General features: G+C 62.6%; 14 protein-coding genes. 10 read left to right on the forward strand and 4 right to left on the reverse strand.

Going from position 1 to position 20,196, the window contains the following annotated elements; all coding sequences use genetic code 11:
* Positions 1 to 6 precede the first annotated feature (6 nt).
* Positions 7 to 2,151 carry a glycosyltransferase family 2 protein gene (locus tag DT068_RS18765; protein ID WP_119391414.1) on the forward strand — a complete coding sequence of 715 codons (2,145 nt, stop codon included), beginning with the start codon at positions 7 to 9 and terminating at the stop codon, positions 2,149 to 2,151.
* Positions 2,148 to 4,229, forward strand: coding sequence for a glycosyltransferase family 2 protein (locus DT068_RS18770; RefSeq protein WP_119391415.1), 2,082 nt, complete (start codon positions 2,148 to 2,150; stop codon positions 4,227 to 4,229). The genes DT068_RS18765 and DT068_RS18770 overlap by 4 nt, the downstream gene beginning before the upstream one ends.
* Positions 4,230 to 4,278: 49 nt before the next feature.
* Here the strand turns inward: DT068_RS18770 and DT068_RS18775 are convergent, their stop codons facing one another.
* On the reverse strand, positions 4,279 to 5,487 hold the full coding sequence (locus DT068_RS18775) for an aq_1923 C-terminal domain (RefSeq protein ID WP_119391416.1): 1,209 nt from the start codon (positions 5,485 to 5,487) through the stop codon (positions 4,279 to 4,281).
* A gap of 249 nt (positions 5,488 to 5,736) precedes the next feature.
* Between DT068_RS18775 and DT068_RS18780 the strand changes: the two genes are divergently transcribed.
* The 3 genes from DT068_RS18780 to DT068_RS18790 all read left to right on the forward strand — a co-directional run bounded on the left by DT068_RS18780 (position 5,737) and on the right by DT068_RS18790 (position 8,358).
* On the forward strand, positions 5,737 to 6,477 hold the full coding sequence (locus DT068_RS18780) for a L,D-transpeptidase (RefSeq protein WP_119391417.1): 741 nt from the start codon (positions 5,737 to 5,739) through the stop codon (positions 6,475 to 6,477).
* A 67-nt stretch (positions 6,478 to 6,544) separates the two neighbouring features.
* A complete protein-coding gene (locus DT068_RS18785) occupies positions 6,545 to 7,228 on the forward strand; it encodes a ceramidase domain-containing protein (RefSeq protein ID WP_119391418.1) in 684 nt (227 codons plus the stop codon).
* A gap of 659 nt (positions 7,229 to 7,887) precedes the next feature.
* The gene (locus tag DT068_RS18790; protein WP_119391601.1) at positions 7,888 to 8,358 is read left to right on the forward strand and encodes an opioid growth factor receptor-related protein; all 471 of its coding nucleotides are present in this window, start codon (positions 7,888 to 7,890) and stop codon (positions 8,356 to 8,358) included.
* A gap of 58 nt (positions 8,359 to 8,416) precedes the next feature.
* On the opposite strand, the gene DT068_RS18795 is transcribed toward DT068_RS18790, so the two are convergent.
* The 3 genes from DT068_RS18795 to DT068_RS18805 all read right to left on the reverse strand — a co-directional run bounded on the left by DT068_RS18795 (position 8,417) and on the right by DT068_RS18805 (position 15,561).
* The gene (locus DT068_RS18795; protein WP_119391419.1) at positions 8,417 to 12,106 is read right to left on the reverse strand and encodes a vitamin B12-dependent ribonucleotide reductase; all 3,690 of its coding nucleotides are present in this window, start codon (positions 12,104 to 12,106) and stop codon (positions 8,417 to 8,419) included.
* Between the two features lie 499 nt (positions 12,107 to 12,605).
* Positions 12,606 to 13,877: a S41 family peptidase gene (locus DT068_RS18800; protein ID WP_119391420.1), complete on the reverse strand. Its 1,272-nt coding sequence runs from the start codon at positions 13,875 to 13,877 to the stop codon at positions 12,606 to 12,608.
* 133 nt (positions 13,878 to 14,010) lie between these two features.
* Entirely contained in the window at positions 14,011 to 15,561 is a 1,551-nt protein-coding gene (locus DT068_RS18805) for a DHA2 family efflux MFS transporter permease subunit (protein WP_119391421.1), read from the reverse strand.
* Positions 15,562 to 15,877: 316 nt separating this feature from the next.
* Between DT068_RS18805 and DT068_RS18815 the strand changes: the two genes are divergently transcribed.
* The 5 genes from DT068_RS18815 to DT068_RS18835 all read left to right on the forward strand — a co-directional run bounded on the left by DT068_RS18815 (position 15,878) and on the right by DT068_RS18835 (position 20,196).
* Positions 15,878 to 17,893, forward strand: a complete 2,016-nt coding sequence (locus DT068_RS18815) for a bifunctional DedA family/phosphatase PAP2 family protein (RefSeq protein WP_119391423.1) — start codon at positions 15,878 to 15,880, stop codon at positions 17,891 to 17,893.
* 78 nt (positions 17,894 to 17,971) lie between these two features.
* On the forward strand, positions 17,972 to 18,373 hold the full coding sequence (locus DT068_RS18820; protein WP_119391424.1) for an NADH:ubiquinone oxidoreductase subunit NDUFA12: 402 nt from the start codon (positions 17,972 to 17,974) through the stop codon (positions 18,371 to 18,373).
* A 91-nt stretch (positions 18,374 to 18,464) separates the two neighbouring features.
* Positions 18,465 to 18,998: an outer membrane lipid asymmetry maintenance protein MlaD gene (mlaD, locus tag DT068_RS18825; RefSeq protein WP_119391425.1), complete on the forward strand. Its 534-nt coding sequence runs from the start codon at positions 18,465 to 18,467 to the stop codon at positions 18,996 to 18,998.
* On the forward strand, positions 18,995 to 19,756 hold the full coding sequence (locus DT068_RS18830; protein WP_119391426.1) for a class I SAM-dependent methyltransferase: 762 nt from the start codon (positions 18,995 to 18,997) through the stop codon (positions 19,754 to 19,756). The genes mlaD and DT068_RS18830 overlap by 4 nt, the downstream gene beginning before the upstream one ends.
* Entirely contained in the window at positions 19,753 to 20,196 is a 444-nt protein-coding gene (locus DT068_RS18835) for a DUF2155 domain-containing protein (RefSeq protein ID WP_119391427.1), read from the forward strand. Before DT068_RS18830 ends, DT068_RS18835 begins: the two co-directional genes overlap by 4 nt.

Below are 20,196 nucleotides of genomic sequence, written 5' to 3' on the forward strand. Positions count from 1 at the left end.
CTCCCGGTGACCGTCGGCTCGGGCCTTCGCGATTGGGTCGGTAACCTGCCAGCCAATGGTGAAGAGTGGCGTGAGCGCGACGAGTTCAATGCCATTTCCGATCGGGCACTCACCGAGGAGCTGCGGCCGGTGCGGCAGGCAGGGCCACTGCGGCCTGACGACATTGTGCTGCTCAGCGTCGTGCGCAATGAAGCGGCCCGCTTGCCGCTCTTCTTCGAGCATTACAAGAAGCTCGGCATCACGCGCTTCCTGATGGTGGACAATGACTCCGAGGATGCGACGCCTGGTCTCCTGCTGGCCGAGCCCAGCGCCGATATTTTCCACACGACGGCGTCCTACCGCGAGGCGCGCAGCGGCATCTATTGGCTGAACGGCCTGGCGCGCGCTTTTTGCATCGGCCATTGGGCCTTGATGGCCGACGCCGATGAGCTCCTCGTCTTTGACGGAATGGACAAGCACGACCTAGCACAGTTCTGCGGATGGTTGGACCGCACCGCCCAGGATCGCGTTCTTGTGGCGATGGTCGACATCTATCCTCCGGGTGTCATCGGCGAATCGGGACTGGCTGCCGATGCGGAGATCCTGCGCGGCGGTGGCTGGTTTGACACGACCGGCTATACGCTGCAGCGCCGTGCCGCCGGCTGGCTGGTTACGGGAGGGGCTCGCCACCGTCTGTTCGGCAGGCAGGCGCTTCCCAACAGCGAATGGATATCCAAATATGCGCTGTTCCGGATGCAGGCCGATACGGTCATCGTCAACGCGCATTTCATCTGGCCGCGTGACCGCGCGCCGGCGCGCATTTTTGCCGCCTTCCTGCATCTCAAGTTCCTGGATGATTTTGCCGAGCGCAGTGCCCGCAGCGAGCGCGAGGGGCAGCATCACGACCGATCCCGGAAATATCGCGACATCAACGAAAAGCTCGCCGGGCAGCCGCGCCAGGTCGCTCTCCATGCAAAGTCGCGTGAGTATCGCGGGCCCGTCAGCCTGATTGAAAGCCGGATTCTGCTGCCGGTCGATTGGGAGGCTTCGGATGGTTCATCCTTGCCCAGCCTGCGCTCCGTCGGGGGGATAGACTATCGCTACTGGACCGGGGCGGGGCGGCCTTTGTCTATTCCTTCCCATGAGCGCGACGAGTTCGAGGACTTTTCCCGCCGGGCCTTCGATGAGCATCTGACACCGGTCCGCAGCCGCGGGCGCCTGGCGCAGGGCGAGATCGGCCTCATCTGTGTCCTGCGCAACGAAGTGGCGCTTCTGCCGCGCTTCTTCGACCACTATAGGCGCCAGGGCGTTGCACGCTTCTTCATGATCGACAACAATTCGGATGACGGCTCGCGCGAAGCCCTCCTGGCCGAACCGCTGGCCGACATCTTCCATGCCCGTGCGCTGTTCACGGAAGGCCAGGGTGGCCTGTACTGGGCTCATGCGGTGGCGCGGCAGTTTGGCGAGGGCAACTGGCTCGTCCGGCCGGATGCCGACGAGCTCTTCGTCTATGACGGAATGGAAGAGCATGATCTTGCCGCATTCGCGCGCTGGCTCGAGCAGCATGGCATGGATCGGGTCTATGCGCCGATGATCGATCTCTATCCGTCATCACCCTTGAGCGACACGACCAATACGATCGACGAGATGATCAAGTCCGACAGCTGGTTCGACAATGACGGCTATTCCCTGACCAGGTGGCCGCAGGGCTGGCGCCTGCTCGGCGGCCCGCGCTATCGTCTTTTCCATCAGGACGATTCGCATCGCAGCCTGATGTGGAAATATCCGTTCTTCCAGATGCGCGCCGACACGATCATCTACAATGAGCATTGGCTTTGGCCGCATGATCAGGTGACCACAGGGGCCCTGGGAGCTGTCGTCCACCTCAAGCTGATGCACGATTTTATCAATCGGTCCCGCCGGTTTGAGCAGGAGGGGCAGCACTGGAACAATTCGAACGCCTATCGCGCCATCAACCGCCATCTTGACGAGGATCCGCAGCCCAATGCCTTCTATGAGGGATCGAAGCGCTATCGCGGGCCCAGAAGCCTTGTCCGGCACGGCATGATGATACCGATCGCCTGGGATAGTGGGGAAATATCGGCTTTCACCGATCAGCACGAGGGTCAGGAGCAGGGCGTGCCTGACCAATCAGGGACCGGGCTCGAATGAAGATTCAAGTAAAGACCAGGCCGGAATACCGCGAACTGCTGCACAACCCGCAGACACAGTACAGGACGCGAGAGGCTCTCATGGAGGCGTCCATGCGCGCCTTCGAGCGGGATCTCAGGCCCATCCGGGGGCGCGGCGCGCTCGAGCCGGGTGAAGTTGCGGTGATCTGCGTGCTGCGCAATGAAGCCGCCCGGATACCGTTGTTCTTCGAGCACTATAAGAAGCTCGGCGTCGACCGCTTCTTCATGGTTGACAACGCGTCCACCGACGGCTCGATGGATTTGCTGCTGGTCGAGCCGAAAGCCGACATCTTCCTTGCCGAATCCTCGTTCTTCGAGAGCTATTTCGGGAACTACTGGTGGAACGGCATCTCCCAGGCTTACTGTCGCGGCCACTGGATCGTGGTGGCCGACGCCGACGAGTTGCTCGTCTATGACGGCATGGAAAACCACGGCCTCAGGGACTTCGGCAAATGGCTTGAGCATCAGGGCGTCGACCGAGCCTTCGTTCCCATGATCGATCTCTATACGTCGGGCACGATTAGCCATCGCCGGCGGTCGATCGCGGAAATGCTGGCGGAGGATTCCTGGTTCGATACCAAGGGCTACAGGCTGGAGCGCTATCCTTCCGGGTGGCGCCTCATCGGCGGCCCGCGCGAACGGCTTTTCAATACCGAGGAACGCTCGCATGTCCATTGGATTTCCAAGTATCCGTTCTTCCAGGTGACCGACAAGACAGTGCTGTTCGACAATCACTTCCTGTGGCCATGGGATCGGAAGTATCGCGGACCCGATGCCGCCTTTCTTCATCTCAAGATATTCGATGATTTCAGGGAACGCAGTGCGGTCAGTGAGCAGGAAAACGAGCATGCCCTGAACTCGGCAGCCTACCGCACCATAAACCATCGGCTGGCCCAGTTGCCCGAGCTGATCGCAGTCAATGAGGATTCTCGGAGATATACGGGACCGCAAAGCCTCATCGACAACGGGCTGTTGCTGCCTGTCGACTGGGGTGACGGTGGCGTGAAAGATCGTCCGGCAACCGAGCGGCGCGCGACTGGTGAGCAGGCGGCCCCGCGCGACTGGGTCAAGGTCTTGCCGCCAAGCGGATTGGTGTGGGACCGTTTCGATGAATACAACATGCGATCGGACAGGGCCGTCGAGACGCATCTCGAGGTCATTCGCTGCGCCGGCCCGCTGGCGCCGGGAGAAATCGCCGTCATTTGCGTTCTGCGCAACGAGGCGAAGCGTCTGCCGCTGTTTTTCGACCATTACAGGCAATTGGGCGTCAACCGCTTTTTCATGGTCGATAACGGCTCGGACGACGGCAGCCACGAGCTCCTGCTTGCCGAGCCCATGGCCGATGTCTTCATCGCTCATGCCCCGTTTGTCGAAGGGCATTTCGGCCTCTATTGGAGCAACGGGCTTGCCCGCAAATATTGCCAGGGGAACTGGATCCTGACAGCCGATGCCGACGAGCTCTTGGTCTATGACGGCATGGAGAAGAAAGGCCTGCCCGATCTCGCGGGATGGCTGGAAGCCCATGGCCGTGACCGGCTCTTCACCATCATGCTGGACGTATATCCTTCCGGTGCCGTCGGCGTCGAGCAGCGCTCGCTGGCGGATGTTCTGGTGGAGGATTGCTGGTTTGACAGCGAAGGCTATTCGCTCGAGGCATCGGATGGCGGGTGGCTGATAACCGGCGGCCCGCGCCATCGGGTGTTCAATCGCGACCGCGCCGTGCCCTACAGGCACTGGATATCCAAGCACCCCTTCTTCCGCATGGAGGGGAGCCGGGCGATCGTCAACCATCACTGGATATGGCCCATGGACTGGCGGATGCGCGAGCCGCAGAGCGCTTTCCTGCATCTCAAGCTGATGGATGACTTCCTCGAGCGCAGTGCCCGCTATGAGCGCGAGGGCCAGCACGCGCATGGATCGCGATCCTACAAGCTGATCAATGAGCGGGTGTCCGAAATGCCCCAGGTCGAGTTCTTCCACCCCAACTCGCGACGCTATCGCGGACCCAAGAGTCTCATACGCTATCGCGTCATGCAGACGATCGACTGGCAGAAATAGAAATGGCCGGGAAGGGATCCCGGCCATCGCCGTCTGAGCAAGTGTCTAATCAGTCATTGGCCGAGATCGTGACGCCCAGCTGGTCGATAGCCGCCCCCGGATTGGCCGGATCGAGCGCCATCAGCTGCTGGACGGTGACCGGTTGGGCGGGCTTGGCCAGGATGGTCAGCGACTGCGGATCCTTGAGATAGGCATTGACCGCCTCGACGGCCTTCTGCGTGAAGGCCGGGTTCTTCAGCTCCGCCAGGCCCAGCTGCAGCATGGCGCCGGCATTGGCCACCATGGTCGCCTCATCCTTGCCCTGCATGGCCGCCAGCATCGGCAGGACCTTCTTGGTGATCGACTTGTCCTCGAAGCGCAGCGTGACCCGGCTCACCTGGATGCCCTGCACCAGCGGCATGAACTTGTTGGGATCGGGCTGCGCCTGGCCTTCGAGCTTCTGCAGTTCGGCGATCAGCGCCATCGGGATCTCGCCGGCGCCGGCGCCGATCTTGAGGGTGCCGATGTCCTTGCCGGCATAGTACACGTCGAAATCGAAGCCCATCTTCTCCGTGGCGATATCGATATTGCCATTGCCGCCGATATCGAAGGAGAGCGTGGAATAGCCGAGCTGCTTCAGCGTGCCTGAGGGATCGAGCGTCGCGATGGCCGCTTCCGGTATAGCGATATTGCTGATCTTGAAGTCGGTCTTGCCGGCACCGGTGGCGGGATCGCCATCCCAGTTCATCTCATAGCTGTCGGCCGAGAAGGTCTGCCCGGCGGCGGCCATCGTGATGGGGCCGGACGACATCTTCCTGGCGACATTCATATTGGCGCGCATGAAGTCGCCGGGCGCCGGATTATCGCCCAGCGCCTTGACATACCAGTTCTCGGCCGAGCTTTGCGGCATGGAGATGGTGAACGCCACGTCGGTGCTGCCCATATCCATCTTGGTATCGGTGAATTCGGCTTTGGCGACCTCGAAGAGGCCATTGCCCTGATCGGTGACGCCGCTGAGCCTGGTCTTGCCGATCGTCAGCGTCATTTTGCCGGCGGCATCGCCCTGGACCGGCATATTGACGGTGAGCCCGTCAATGACCACGGACCCGTCGCTTTCGGTGCTCAGCGCCTGGTAGGTCGGCTTGACCTTGAGCTGGCTCTCCCAGTTCTTCAGCAAGACCATGACGATCGGGGGCTCTTCGGCGGCGAAGGCGGGCGAGATGCCGGCCAGTGATGTAAAAAGAATCAACGCGAGCGCCGAGCGCTTGACCACAGTCATGTCCTAACCTCTTGAAAAATGAACTCTACCCACCCCAAGGCGGCAGACATTAGGTCAAGGCATGGGAAAAACCAATGGCGATCTCGCGGCAAAGTTGAGATTTGGCCGGCCGGGAAGGGTAGCCAAGTTTTCACACAAGGGTGAGATTATGGGGGGTGGGTAACCAGTTGAAACGACGCAAAGTCCGGATTATTGTCCGCGCCGTCGGATTCTATTCGAGACGGGGCTGTCTCTTAACAAGGGGTTAAAATGCGGAAATTCTGGATCGGCGCCGCGGCTTTGCTGGCTGTGGCGGGGCTTGCGGCAGGGGACGCGCAGGCCTCCACGCCCAATGTGAAATCCAATATCACGGTCGTCGACGAGAAGCCGGCGCCCAAGAAGAAGAAGGTCGTCAAGGTCACCGCCAAGAAGCCTGAGGTCCGGAAGAAGCAGCGTCTGGTCTATGCACGGCAATGCGACAGCTTCTTCGAATGCCTGTTCAACACCAGGCGTTCCACCCGCTCGTCCTTCCGCTCTTCGCGCGGCGTCAGCGACCGCACCACCCGTTCGACCGTGTCTTTCGGCGCTGGACAGTATACGCCGGGCTCGATCATCGTCCGCACCCCTGAGCGCGCTCTTTATTATGTGCTGCCCGGCGGCAAGGCGCTGCGCTACAAGGTGGGCGTCGGCAAGGAAGGCTTCCAGTGGAGCGGCAATTCCAAGATCGGCATGAAGCGGGAATGGCCGGATTGGCGCCCGCCCGCAGTCATGATCGCCCGCGAGGCGGCCAAGGGCAACAAGATCCCGACCTATATGGAAGGGGGCCCGAACAACCCGCTGGGCGCCCGCGCCATGTATATCTCGGGCACCATGTTCCGCATCCACGGCACCAACAATGCTGCCTCGATCGGCGGTGCGGTGTCGTCTGGCTGCATCCGCATGATGAATTCCGACGTGATCGATCTCTATGAGCGCGTCGCCGTCGGCTCACGGGTCTATGTCTATCAATAGATCGCGCGAATTCTGCTAAACAAAGCCGCGGTCTCGAGACCGCGGCTTTTTTGTTTGGGGCTGTTCAATGGACTGGTTTGCGCCGATCGATGCCTATTGCGAGCGTCTGGGCCCCGGCCTCATGGCCGAGCCGCTCAATGCGTTGAGCAATGCGGCTTTCTTCGTTGCCGCCCTCTGGGCGGCGCGCGCCGCCATGCGCCGGGGTGTGGAGCCCGTCATCTGGCTCCTGATCGCGCTGGTCTTCGTCATCGGGCTCGGCAGCCTCGCCTTCCACACTTTCGCCAACCGCTGGTCGGCGCTGGCCGATGTCCTGCCGATCACGCTCTTCATCTATGGCTATCTTGCCTTCGCGTTGCGCCGCTTCCTCGCTCTCGGCTGGTGGAAGGTGGCGGCCGGCATGCTGGCGTTGTTCGCGGCCACCTTTGCCGCCGAGCGGATCATGCCGCCGGGCTTCCTGAACGGCTCCGGCGCCTATTTGCCGGCCCTCGTCGCCAGCGTGATCGTGTCGCTCGAGCTGCTGCGCCATGGCCATCCGGCCCAGCTCAATGTCAGCCTCGCGTCGACCACCCTTTTCCTGTCGCTGATCTTCCGCACCGCCGATCAGATCCTGTGCTCAGCCGTGCCGATCGGCACGCATTTCATCTGGCACATGCTGAATGGCCTGGTGCTGGCGCTCTATCTGGAAGCGGCGATCCGCTACGGCGCCCGGCGGGCAAAGGGGCCGGCTGAAAAAGCCAAAAGGTCCCCCTGAAAAAGAACTGGCCCCGGAGGCGCATGCCGTCCGGGGCCCAGTCCTGAAGTATCGCTAAAGAAGATTACTTCTTCTTCTTGGCGGCCTTCTTCTTCGTCGCCTTCTTAGCAGCTTTCTTCTTAGCAGCTTTCTTAGCAGCCATATTCGTTTCTCCTGGTTAAATTAGAGCCCCAATAACGCAGGTAAGCCTCACATCAAACGGCACGAACAGAAGACCCATGAGGAATCAACATTTGTCAGGCCGTCATCGCAACGTGTTGTCTACCTGTTTGTGTGATTCGGCAATATGCCGACCACATCTGGTATGTCATCAGAAATCAGCTAACAACCGGTAAACATTGGGAAATCGGGATTTCCGTCCGTATACTGACGGAATCACGCGGGACTCGCGAGATTCAGGCCGGAATCAAGTGTTTTTTAGTGTGCTCCGTATACGGAGCAGCGTCCGGAATCGGTGGATTTTCGCTTCCCCGGCCATGCTTTTCCACTGTGGCGGCGAAGTCACGCCCCCAAAGATTTTTTTGCGGGAAAGGACGTTTTGAGCATGAATCTGCTCCGCCAGGGCTCTCTCAAGGGCGATTGGCGGATGCTCGAACGCATGGAAGCGCGTTTGCGGGAGGCGTAAAATCGAAAAACCGGGAGAGTGAAGGATGGAAGATATGGCCGCCAACTCCGCCGCCGCCATGTTTCTGACTGGTGAAGGACACGATCATCGCGGGCGCAGGCTCGCCGACGTGCTCGCTCTCGATGATTCCGCTCTCGAACGAAGCCATGATTATATCCAATGGCTGTTTCCGTTGCCCGAGGCGAGCCGTTTCAATGCCAGCGCGCCGGTCTTGCGCTCCGATGACATCGCCTTGATACGGGCGGACGGCAAAGCGGGAGCGAATCTCCAGCGCGCCCGCGATCGGATGCTGGCTTTCTACAGCGAGAACGACCATTGGCTCGTGCCCTTCGACCATAATCACCTGCGCATCACCCGTATCATCCGCTGCCTGGCACTGTGCCGGGGCATCGAAGAGGCCGAAAGCTTCCATCGGCGCATCCTGGCGCTGGTCGAGGCGGCCGGCGGCCCGGTGAACCAGGACTCGCTACGCTACTGGCGTGAGGCGGCGCAGGGTGGCGGCTGAAAATGCAAATGGCCGGGCTTGGCCCGGCCATTTCTCATCGAACTGTCGTTGTTCGCTCTTATGAGCACCCGCTCGTCGAGCCGCAGGTGTCGCATTTGAGGCAGGTGCCGTTGCGCACCATCGTGTAGTTGCCGCATTCGTTGCAGCTGTCGCCCTCATAGCCCTTCATGCGCGCCTCGGTGCGCCGGTCGAGCTCCATCACCTGAGGCGCGGCATGGACATGCACATGGTCTTCGTGATGCTCATGCACATGGACTTCCGCGGTGACGGCGAGTGCCGACGTGCCATAGCTCTCGGCGGCCCGCATCTGCAGCGCATGGGCCGGCGATGCCGTGGCGCCTGTCGGCATCATGACGACATTGCGCGTATTCAGGTTCTTGCGCACGAAGCCCGACGACAGCACCTTGGCGGCCGGCACCGGCACCGGAGCCGGCGGCGGGGCGCTGCCGTCCTCCACACCCTTGCCCAGCGCGTCGAAGCCGATATCGGAGGGCTCGACATGGGCGAGGTCGTGGCGGCCGAGATAGGAGACCGCCAGCTCGCGGAACACATAGTCGAGGATCGAGGTGGCGTTCTTGATCGACTGGTTGCCCTGCACGAGGCCCGCCGGCTCGAAGCGCGTGAAGGTGAAGGCCTCCACGAACTTGTCGAGCGGCACGCCATATTGCAGGCCGGTCGATACGGCGATGGCGAAATTGTTCATCATCGCCCGGAGCGCCGTGCCCTCCTTGTGCATGTCGATGAAGATCTCGCCGAGGCGCCCATCCTCATATTCGCCGGTATGGAGATAGACCTTGTGGCCGCCGACGATCGCCTTCTGGGTATAGCCCTTGCGGCGCTGCGGCATGACCTCGCGCTCGCGCTTGACCATCACCTCGACGATCTTCTCGATCACCTTCTCGACCTTCTGCACCTGCGGCTTGCCGGTCAGCGTCTCGGCCAGGTCGTCCTCGACCTCGTCATCCTCGATGAGCTGGGCCGAGAGCGGCTGGGAGAGCTTGGAACCGTCGCGATAGAGGGCGTTGGCCTTGAGCGCCAGCTTCCAGGACAGAAGATAGGCCGCGTTGCATTCCTCGACCGAGGCGTCGTTCGGCATGTTGATGGTCTTGGAGATGGCGCCCGAGATGAAGGGCTGGGCGGCCGCCATCATGCGGATATGGCTGTCGACCGAGAGATAGCGCTTGCCGAGCCGGCCGCACGGATTGGCGCAGTCGAAGACCGGCAGGTGCTCGTCCTTGAGGCCGGGCGCCCCTTCGAGCGTCATGGCGCCGCAGACATGGATATTGGCGCGCTCGATGTCGGCCCTGGAGAAGCCGAGAGACCCCAGGAGATCGAAGCCGAAGTCGTTCAGCTGCTCATCGCCGAGATTGAGCGTCGACTTGCAGAAGGCTTCGCCCAGCGTGAACTTGTTGAATACGAACTTGATGTCGAAGGCGGAAGCGAGGCCCGCCTCGACCTTGGCGATCTCGGCGTCGCCGAAGCCCTTGGCCTTGAGGGCCTGGTGGTCGATCGCCGGGCTGTCGGCGAGCGAGCCATGGCCCACCGCATAGGAGACGATGTTCTCGATCTCCTCGACGCTGTAGCCGAGGGTGCGCAGCGCCTCCGGCACCGCCTGGTTGATGATCTTGAAATAGCCGCCGCCGGCGAGCTTCTTGAACTTGACGAGCGCGAAATCGGGCTCGATGCCGGTGGTGTCGCAATCCATGACGAGGCCGATCGTGCCGGTCGGCGCGATGACGGTCGACTGCGCATTGCGATAGCCATGCGCCTCGCCGAGATTGACGGCCTTGTCCCAGGCCTGGCGGGCATGGACGATGAGGGCCTTGTCGGGGCAGCTCAGCTCATCGAGCGGCACCGGCGCGGTCTTCACGGACTCGTAGCCGACGGCTGCGCCATAGGCGGCGCGGCGATGGTTGCGCATGACGCGCAGCATGTGGTCGCGGTTCTTCTCATAGCCGGGGAAGGGGCCGAGCTCCTTGGCCATTTCGGCCGAGGTCGCATAGGAGATGCCGGTCATGATGGCCGAGATGGCGCCGCAGATGGCGCGGCCCTCATGGCTGTCATAGGGAATGCCGGCGGTCATCAGCAGGCCGCCGATATTGGCGAAGCCGAGGCCGAGCGTGCGGAACTCGTAGGAGAGCCTGGCGATCTCCCTGGACGGGAACTGCGCCATCAGCACCGAGATTTCGAGCACGATGGTCCACAGGCGCACGCCATGCTCGAAGGAGGAGATGTCGAACGAGGCATCGTCCTGGCGGAACTGCAGCAGGTTCAGGGAAGCGAGATTGCAGGCCGTGTCGTCGAGGAACATATATTCCGAGCACGGGTTGGAGGCGCGGATCTCGCCCGAGGCCGGGCAGGTGTGCCAGTCATTGATCGTGGTGTGGAACTGGATGCCGGGATCGGCCGAGGCCCAGGCGGCATAGCCGACCTTGTCCCACAGGGTGCGCGCCGAGATCGTCCTGGTGGTCTTGCCGGTGAGGCGCGACGTCAGCTCCCAGTTGCGGTCGCTCTCGACCGCATTGAGGAAGTCGTCGGTGACGCGCACCGAATTGTTGGAATTCTGGCCGGAAACGGTGCGATAGGCCTCGCCGTCCCAGTCGGTATCATAGGTGTCGAAGGAGATATCCTTATAGCCCTGGCGCGCGAACTGGATCACCCGCTTGATGTAGTTGTCGGGCACCATGTTGCGGCGCGCATCCTTGACGGCGCGCTTGAGGGCGGGGTTCTTTTCGATCTCGAAGCAGTCGGTGCCGGAGCCTTCGCAATTGACGCAGGCCTTCATGATCTGGGTCAGCGCCTTGCGCACCACCTTGGAGCCGGTGACGAGGGCCGCGACCTTCTGCTCTTCCTTGACCTTCCAGTCGATATAGTCCTCGACATCGGGGTGATCGATGTCGACGACGACCATCTTGGCGGCGCGGCGCGTGGTGCCGCCCGATTTGATGGCGCCGGCGGCACGATCGCCGATCTTGAGGAAGCTCATCAGGCCGGAGGACTTGCCGCCGCCCGACAGCCGCTCATTCTCGCCGCGCAGCCTGGAGAAGTTGGACCCGGTGCCCGAGCCATATTTGAACAGGCGGGCCTCGCGCACCCACAGGTCCATGATGCCGCCTTCATTGACGAGGTCGTCCTCGATCGACTGGATGAAGCAGGCATGCGGCTGGGGATGCTCATAGGCCGACTTCGACTTGACGAGCTTGGCCGTTTCGAAATCGACATAGTAGTGGCCTTGGCCGGGACCATCGATGCCATAGGCCCAATGCAGGCCGGTATTGAACCATTGCGGAGAATTGGGCGCGCATTTCTGGGTGGCGAGCATGTAGCAGAGCTCGTCATAGAAGGCGCGGGCGTCCTCTTCGGTGTCGAAATAACCGCCCTTCCAGCCCCAATAGGTCCAGGTGCCGGCCAGCCGGTTGAAGACTTCCTTGGAACTGATCTCGCCGCGGGTCCGCTCCTTGACGGGGAGGGCGCCCAAGGCGGCGTCATCAGGCGCCGAACGCCACAGCCAGGAGGGGACGGTCTCTTCCTCGACGCGCTTCAAGGCCACGGGCACGCCGGCCTTGCGGAAATATTTCTGCGCCAGGATGTCGGACGCGACCTGGCTCCAACTCGCCGGCACCTCGATGCCCTCGAGGCGGAACACGATGGAGCCATCGGGGTTTTTGATCTCGCTCACCGCCTTTCGGAAATCCAGCCCGTGATAGGCGTCCTGACCAGATTTTGTGTAGCGGCGCTCGATCTTCATAGCTTCCCTCATTCTTTTTCAGTGTTGGCCAAGAGTGGACGCGCGAGAATCCACCCACCGGCTTCTATTCACCCGTGTTTGACGACGCAGAACTCCCCAACCGCGGAAAAACGCCCGCGGTTCAAGCAGCATTATTTTGGGTTTTTGGTTGTCTGAGAGCCGGCTTTTGCCCCGGTTCCCGCTACCCCTCAGCCTCAGGACTCAATCTATTACATCGTCATGGGAACGTCAACAGGTAGTGTATTGCCAAATCCTTAACACAACATGTAGTGTCCACAGCTTGACGACCCCTTGTGGATAAGTGAGAGTGCGCCACGATTCGGCGGGGCCTCGCAAGCAAACCTTGGGCTTGACCTCGAAAACGCGGGAAAAGGGCCGATTCTCGACCGCCATTACTTTACGGCGCTCGCCAGCGGCGAGGCGTCGGCTCGGATGGCGGCGGGGGCAGTGAGGCGAGCAGACGGCGGGGCGGCGAACCGGCGGTGGAATTGCGGTATAATCAGGGCGATGTCAGTTTTCGCAAGAGGACATCGAGGGCGGCTGCCAGTTGCGGATCAGCACCCTTGGCATAGCGGATGTCGAAGGGCACCTCATGATCGGGCGCAACGCCCACCCCTTCCAGCCGCTCATCGTCGACCGCGACGTCGGAGACAGCGACCAGAAGCAGGCTTCCATTCGACTGGATATAGGCACGTCCGGCCAGGACCGCGCCGGTAGTCCGCGTTCCCACGACTTCGCCATAGCCATATTTCTTGAAGCCATAGGCCAGGATTTCCTTGGCGCTGCGTGACCCGCCATTGATGATGAGCACGACGGGCTTGCGCCAGCGCGCATTCTGCGTGCCGCTGCTCCGGCGATCCTTGAAAGTCACGGTGGGGGCGCGGGCATTGAAGATGTCGAGATAATAAGGCTGGCCACCGCCCCAGCCATCGCGCAGGTCCCAGATGAGGCCATCGGCATCCTTGAACCGATCCTCGACGAGCTCTTCGAGGAGGTCCTGATATTCCCGCCTCGCATAGGACCAGACATGCACATAGGCGAGCTTGCGCCCGTCCTTCTCGATGACGCGCGCGCCGTTCTTCATCGCGGCGAGATAGGTGTCATTGGGATGGAGGAGCTGTGGAGTGACTTCGACGGTGATGGGCGGGCCCTGCGCCTCGCGCCTGATCGTGAGGCGAACCGTCTTGCCCACCTTGCCGGCAAAGGACCTGACCGGCGCGAAGGCGGAGCCGTCGGCGGAAATGATCTCATCGCCCACCAGCAGCTTGGCCTGCGCCGCCGGAAAGCCGTCGTAAACGCCGCTGATGAAGTGCCGCCCGTCGATGACGCGGGTGGCCATGCCGATCCCGTCATAAGCGACCTCGCCTTTGGGAAAGCGTTGCGCGAGCTCGCGACTGAGGCCGCGGGAAAAGATATCGGCGAGATCGTAATAGGCGATCTCGTCCGGCGTGTAATAGCCGGTATGCGAGGCGCGAAGCTCCGCCAGCATCCGCTTGATGATGTCGGCGATATCGGCATTGGGCCAGTCCGCGAAGATGCGATATCGCCGGCCGACCAGGTCCCAGTCGAGCCCCTCCATTTTTGCGTCGTAGAAGTTGTCGCGCACGGTTTGCCACGCCTCGTTGAAGGCGTTCAGATTGGCCCTGGCGATTTCCTGATCCTTGGCCTGCGCGCCGCTTCTGGTTTCGGCGAACGCCGAGGGGACGGCCATCGGCGTGGCGAAAGCGCTGACGATGAGGGATGCAAGAAACAAGGATCGCAATTTGCGCATGGCACAAGGCTAGCATCGCGCGTCCCGGCGCAAAGTCACGTTTGCGCGACCCTGGCGATGAGGATTTGCTCCAGCACGTTGATTTGGCGCGAACCCTTTGCGGCGAAGTGACTCCACTTCGCCGGGATGCGCGCTAGTGCAAGGGGGCGATGCCGGGAGAAGGCGAATCCGCCTTGCGCACGAAGAGCAGGGCGGCAAGCGCCACGATGACGATTGCCGCCAGGATCATCCAGGCGTCGTTGATCGACATGACCAGCGACTGCTTCTCGAGATCGGGCACGAGGTCGAGAAGGCGCATGGAATCGAGCCCGCCCTCGATATCCTGAGGCGTCAGGCCGAAGAGATCGAGGGTCGCGGGGTCGCCGGCCTTGAGCTTGTCGGTCAGAATTTCGGCATATTGGGGCCCGCGCGAGAACATGACCGTGTCGATGAGCGATATGCCGATGGCGCCGCCGAGGTTGCGCATCATGTTGAACAGGCTGCTGCCGTCGCCGATCTCATGCGAAGCAAGGCCGACCAGCGCGATATGGGTGGGCGCCAGCAGGCACAGCATCACCGAGGCGCCGCGGATGACCTGCGGCCAGAACATCTCATTGTAGTCGGTGTCGGCGCTCTGCCCCATGCTCAGAGCGAGGCCGATGGCGAAAACCGTGAAGCCGATGACGGTGAGAAACCGCGCATCGACATATTTTTCGAGCTGCACCGCGAGCGGCGCCATCAAAAGCTGTGCGGCGCCCGTCACCAGCATGATCTCGCCGATCCGCAACGGCCCGTGGCCGCGCACGAAGGAGAGGAATACCGGCATGAGATAGACCATGCCGAAGAGGGCGGCGCCCAGCGCGAAGCTCAGGATGCAGCCTGCGGCGAAATTGCGCCGGCCGAGCAGCCTTATGTCGACGACGGGAGCGCTGCCTAAGAGCGTGCGCCGGATGAAGAACCCGGCGAGGATCGCGGTCGCGGCGAGGAGGCCGAGCACGGTGCCCGACAGCCAGCCGTCATCGGGCGCCTGCTTGAGCGCGATCTCGAAAGCCGCCAGCGCCAAGGCGAGGCAGATCAGCGCCAGCCAGTCGAGATGGCGCAGGCGCCCCAGGTCGCGGGGTTCGCTTGCGAAGCTCAAGGCGGCGACGGCGATCGCGATGAGCCCCGGCAGCACATTGATGAGGAACAGCCAGTGCCAGGATGTCGTTTCGGTGATCCAGCCGCCGACAATCGGGCCAAGCGTGGGGGCGAGCACCGCCACCATGCCGGCGATCGTCGTGGCGAGCGGCTGGCTTTCGCGCGGGAACAGCAGGAAGACCGCGGCGAAGACAAGGGGGATGAGGACGCCGCCGGCGAAACCCTGGACCACCCGAGCGGCGATCAGCGAAGCGAAATCGAAGCTGACGGCGCAGGCGATCGAAGCCAGCGTGAACACGGCAAGGGCGATGATGAAGCTGCGTTTGATCCCCAGCGTGCGGATGAACAGGCCGGTGAGCGGAATGGCGATGATCTCGGCGATGAGATAGGCGGTCTGGATCCAGCTCATCCGGTCGGCGCCGATGCCGAGCGCCTCCTGGATGACGGCGAGCGAGGTCACCACGACCTGGATGTCGAGGATGGCCATGAACATGCCGAGGCACATGGCGGCGAAGCCTGCCCAGGTTGCGAGATTGGCCAGCGGCTTGTCGGCGGAGAATGGTGTCATTGCGAGGTCATGAAGTGGGCATGCATCAATAGCAGAGGGACGGGCGGCATTCGAGGAGGACAGGGAAGCACGATTCGCCCCAAATTCTCCTCATCGGGTTGCTCTTGGGCTTGTTGATGGTGACATCGCACTTGCGCCCGCCTTGCTTCCGGCCCCATGGGCACCCTATATCCATGGTCACATTCCTGGAGCCCTTCTTCAACTCAACGTCATGAAAAGGATCGATTTTCATATGCTACAGCCGGATTTCCATGGAATGACTGCTCTCTCCCTTTCCCTTTTCCATTGACCCTCTGACGTAACGAACGCCGGCCGCATGGAGTATATTCAGCCTTATCTCGACTTCTTCACGCAGCATCCGGGCTGGGCGATCGCCATCATCTTTCTGATCGCGTTCGGCGAGGCGCTGCTCATCATCGGCTTGTTCGTGCCCTCGACTGCGGTGCTGGTGGGGGCCGGCATGCTGGTCGGCACCGGGCATCTCGAATTCTGGCCGGTCTTCGCGGCAACCGCCTTTGGCGCCATTCTGGGCGATCAGCTGTCCTATTGGGCCGGCCGGCTGTTCGGTGACCGGCTCAAGCTCATGTGGCCGCTCAACCGCTACCCGGTGCTGGTCGGGCGCGGCGAGGATTTCGTGCGCAAGCATGGCGGCAAGTCTATTGCCATCGGCCGCTTCGTTCCGGGCGTCAAGGCGGTGGTGCCCGGCATTGTCGGCATGTTCGGCATGGGGCAGGCCTATTTCGCCACGATCAATGTGACATCGGGCCTTGTATGGACTGCAACCCACGTGCTGCCGGGCATGCTGTTCGGCCAGGTGCTGGCGATGGCGGGCGAGCTCAGCGAGCGCCTCCTCATCGTGCTCCTGGTGTTGCTGGTGGTGCTGGCGATCGCCGGCTGGTTGATCCGGCTGTTCATTGGCGGGCTCGGGCCGATCCTCGAAAGCGGACAGGATCGCTTCGCCGCCTGGGCGAGCCAGCAGTCCGGCCGCTTCTGGCCGCGGCTCGGCTCAGTCATATCGCCGGCCCATCCGGGATCGCTGGCGATCATTCTCTTTGCCGCCCTGGCCGTGACCGCGCTCATCGCCTTCCTGCACATCATGAGCAGCGTCTTCGGCCAGTCGACCATGATCGATGCCGACCTGTCCTTGCACAATATGATGCAAGGGCTGCGCAACGCGCCCGCCGACGAGATCATGACCATGATCACCATGCTGGGTGATGGCGCGGTCATGATCGCCATGGCGCTCGCCATGGTCGCCTGGCTCCTGTGGCGGCGCGAATGGCGTGTCGCCGCCGCGGCTTTCCTCACCATCCTGGCGGCACGGCTGTTTGTGCCTTTGATGAAACTGTGGCTGCAGCGGCCACGTCCGGTCGAATTGGCCGGCCTGCCCGAAATCTTCAGCTTCCCCTCCGGCCATACGACCTTCGCCACCGTGACGCTCGGCGTCTTCGCGGTGCTGGCGACCCATGGACTGCGCAGCTGGGGCAAGGCGGTGGTCTTCGCCGGCGCCGGCATCGCGATGGTCGCCATCGCCTATTCGCGCATCTATCTGGGCGCCCACTGGATGTCCGACGTCCTGGGCGGCTTCCTGTTCGGCGCCGTGATGATCGCCGCCTTCGGCATCGCCATCGAAGCCGTGCCGCCGCGCCGTATCATGCCGATGGGCCTCAGCATTGCGGCGCTTGCCGTTTTCGCACTGGCGGGCGCGGTCCACATATCGCGCGACTATGCGGCCAATGCCGAGATTTACGCGCCGCGCGAGGCCATTGTCCTCTATGACCCGGAGCAATGGGAGCAGGGCGCCTGGGCCAGCCTGCCGCGCCGGCGCATCGATCTGGCCGGACGCAGCGAAGAGCAGTTCAGCCTGCAATGGGCGGGCGGCCTGTCGCCGCTCGACGCGGCTCTGGCCAGCGATGGCTGGACCGAGGAAGGCAAATGGTCATGGACCCTGGGCCTCGGCTATCTCGATCCCAATCGGGACCTCAACGGGCTGCCGCCGCGCCCGGCTCTGCATCGCGGCCGTCTGGCCGACATCACCTGGGCCAAGGCGATTGCCGACAAGCCGGACCACCGCCTGGTCCTGCGCGCATGGAAAACGGATGTGATGATCGGCAAGGCCGACAAGACCTATCCGGTCTATGCGGTGAGCCTCATGCGCGAGCGCTTGCGGCGCGGGCTCAATCTCTATGCCGTGCCCTCGCCACTCGACGCTCAGTCGGCCGAGCTCGAAGGCCTGGCCGCGCTCGCCGGATCGATACCGGATGTGAGGATCGTGCCCGCCAAGGGCCTCGAGGCGAAGGACGGCCTGACGCTGGTGGATGCGATGAAGTGAGAGTCGCGGGAGACTGGACAAAACCGCCCATTTCCGCCATTCAGGGCGGGAATTCTGGTGCATGAACGGACGGAAAGCGTGATCACCTTCCTCAAGCAGTTTTTCTCCTGGTGGAGCGGCCAGACGCTTGGTCTGCGCTTCTATACGTGGCGTAAGGGCGAGTTCGTCGGCCAGGATGAATTCGGCAACCGCTATTACCGGGCGCCCTCGGCTTTGCCCCGTTCGATCGCCGAGCGCCGCTGGGTCGTCTATAATGGCTATGCCGAGGCTTCTGCGATCCCGCCGGGCTGGCACGGCTGGATGCATCACCGTGACGCCAATCCGCCGTCGGGGGACAGCTACAGGCCGCGCGAATGGGAAAAGCCGCACCAGCCAAACCTGACCGGGACGGCCCAGGCCTATCGGCCGCCCGGCAGCATCGTCGGCAGCGCCAGGCCCAAGCCGCCCAAGGCCGACTACGAAGCCTGGCAGCCGGAATAGTTCATTCTTTCCGGCCCGCTGCTGCCACAATTTGCGGGTTGTCTCGACTCCCTAAAGATCGCTAGAAGGGCGGATCGCAAGGGATTCATTGATGAAAAACACCACCGTTGAGACCGCCATTGGCGCGCTGGTCATCCTGATCGCCGCCGGCTTCTTCGCTTTTGCCTATACGACATCGGGCAAGGGCGGCACCGCGAGCGGCTATACGCTCAAGGCCGAGTTCGACAATGTCGCGGGCGTCAATACCGGCACCGATGTCCGCCTCGCCGGCATCAAGATCGGAACCGTCGTCGCCCAGTCGTTGAATCCGGAAAATTACCAGGCGCAAGTCACCATGGCGATCGATCCCAAGGTGAAGCTGACCGACGACACGACGGCGAAGGTGACCTCCGAGGGGCTTCTCGGCTCGAATTTCATAGCCCTCGATCCCGGCGGCTCGGAAACCCTCCTGGCTGATGGCGGCCAGATCACCAACACGCAAGGTGCTGTCGATATCTGGACGCTGATCTCGACCGCGATGTTCGACAGCGGCAGAGGCAAGGGGGGCGGCGACAAGCCGGCCGAGAGCACGCAGCCTCAGCCCGCGCCGGAGAACGAGCCGGTGCCGGAAGCCCAGCCGCAATGACAAAAGAGGCCTCGCGCCGCCAGACCTGGTCGGCGTCGTCCTATGATGAGCATGCGCGTTTCGTCTCCGACCTGGCCGGCGGCGTGCTCGACTGGCTGGCGCCGCGGCCCGGCGAACGCATCCTCGATCTCGGCTGCGGCGATGGCGTCCTGACGGCGCAACTCGCGCAAGGCGGCGCGCAGGTGGTCGGCGTCGATGCGAGCGAGAGTTTCGTCCGGACCTGCCTTGACCGTGGCCTCGATGTGCGCCTGATGGATGGCGAGGCACTGACCTTCGACGGTGAATTCGATGCCGTCTTCTCGAACGCGGCTCTCCATTGGATGACACGGCCCGAACGCGTCATTGCCGGGGTCAAGCGGGCGCTGAAGCCCAAAGGCCGCTTTGTCGCCGAGTTCGGCGGTCACGGCAACGTGGCGGCGATCGTGACCGCGCTCACGGCGACCGCGCGTCGCCATGGCGTCGATTCGGCGCCGGCGCATCCCTGGTTCTTTCCCACACCCGAGATCTACGGTTCCATGCTTGGGCAAGCGGGGTTCGATGTGAAGCGCATCGCGCTCATCCCGCGCCCGACGCCGCTCAAGACCGGCATGGCTTCCTGGCTCAGGCTCTTCAACACGCCGTTCTTCGAGCAGTTCGGCGATGGCTTCGATGCCGCGGTGAAGGAGACCGAGGAGCTGCTCCGATTTGCCCTGTGCGACGCCCATGGCAACTGGACGGCGGATTATGTGCGTTTGCGTGTCGAGGCCGTGAAGTCATGAGATTTTCACTCGCATTGCCTGTGGTCATTGCCCTGGCGGTGCCGGCGCAGGCGGAGCGCATCTCCAATCCGATCGCCGTCTTCGCCGGCCTCGACAAGATCACCGGCCTCACCACGACCTTCGAGAGCAAGATCGGCGAGGAGAAGCGTTTCGGCGGGCTGATCGTGAAGGCCGATGCCTGCTATACCCGCGATATCACCGAAGAGCCGAAGACGGCCTCCTTCGTCGAGGTCGAGGAGCTCGAGTCAGATGATTCGCGCAAGAAGATCTTCTCCGGCTGGATGTTCGCCGAGAGCCCAGGTCTCAGCGCCGTCGAGCATCCGATCTATGATGTCTGGCTGACCGGTTGCCGCGATCCCAATGCGCCGCCGCCGGTGATCGAGCAGGTGCCGGACACCCAGCCCGACGACACGGGCGAGGACGAGCAGCCGGAAGACTGA

This window comes from Taklimakanibacter lacteus, from assembly GCA_003576695.1.
GTDB lineage: Bacteria > Pseudomonadota > Alphaproteobacteria > Rhizobiales > Aestuariivirgaceae > Taklimakanibacter > Taklimakanibacter lacteus.

Bases quoted from the DNA above. Each gene is read 5' to 3' on its own strand.
- DT068_RS18795 (WP_119391419.1), bottom strand. From the start codon at position 12,106: ATGAAGATCGAGCGCCGCTACACAAAATCTGGTCAGGACGCCTATCAC.
- DT068_RS18780 (WP_119391417.1), top strand. From the start codon at position 5,737: ATGCGGAAATTCTGGATCGGCGCCGCGGCTTTGCTGGCTGTGGCGGGG.
- DT068_RS18770 (WP_119391415.1), top strand. From the start codon at position 2,148: ATGAAGATTCAAGTAAAGACCAGGCCGGAATACCGCGAACTGCTGCAC.
- DT068_RS18830 (WP_119391426.1), top strand. From the start codon at position 18,995: ATGACAAAAGAGGCCTCGCGCCGCCAGACCTGGTCGGCGTCGTCCTAT.
- DT068_RS18815 (WP_119391423.1), top strand. From the start codon at position 15,878: ATGGAGTATATTCAGCCTTATCTCGACTTCTTCACGCAGCATCCGGGC.
- DT068_RS18785 (WP_119391418.1), top strand. From the start codon at position 6,545: ATGGACTGGTTTGCGCCGATCGATGCCTATTGCGAGCGTCTGGGCCCC.
- DT068_RS18800 (WP_119391420.1), bottom strand. From the start codon at position 13,877: ATGCGCAAATTGCGATCCTTGTTTCTTGCATCCCTCATCGTCAGCGCT.
- DT068_RS18805 (WP_119391421.1), bottom strand. From the start codon at position 15,561: ATGACACCATTCTCCGCCGACAAGCCGCTGGCCAATCTCGCAACCTGG.
- DT068_RS18790 (WP_119391601.1), top strand. From the start codon at position 7,888: ATGGCCGCCAACTCCGCCGCCGCCATGTTTCTGACTGGTGAAGGACAC.
- DT068_RS18835 (WP_119391427.1), top strand. From the start codon at position 19,753: ATGAGATTTTCACTCGCATTGCCTGTGGTCATTGCCCTGGCGGTGCCG.
- mlaD (WP_119391425.1), top strand. From the start codon at position 18,465: ATGAAAAACACCACCGTTGAGACCGCCATTGGCGCGCTGGTCATCCTG.
- DT068_RS18775 (WP_119391416.1), bottom strand. From the start codon at position 5,487: ATGACTGTGGTCAAGCGCTCGGCGCTCGCGTTGATTCTTTTTACATCA.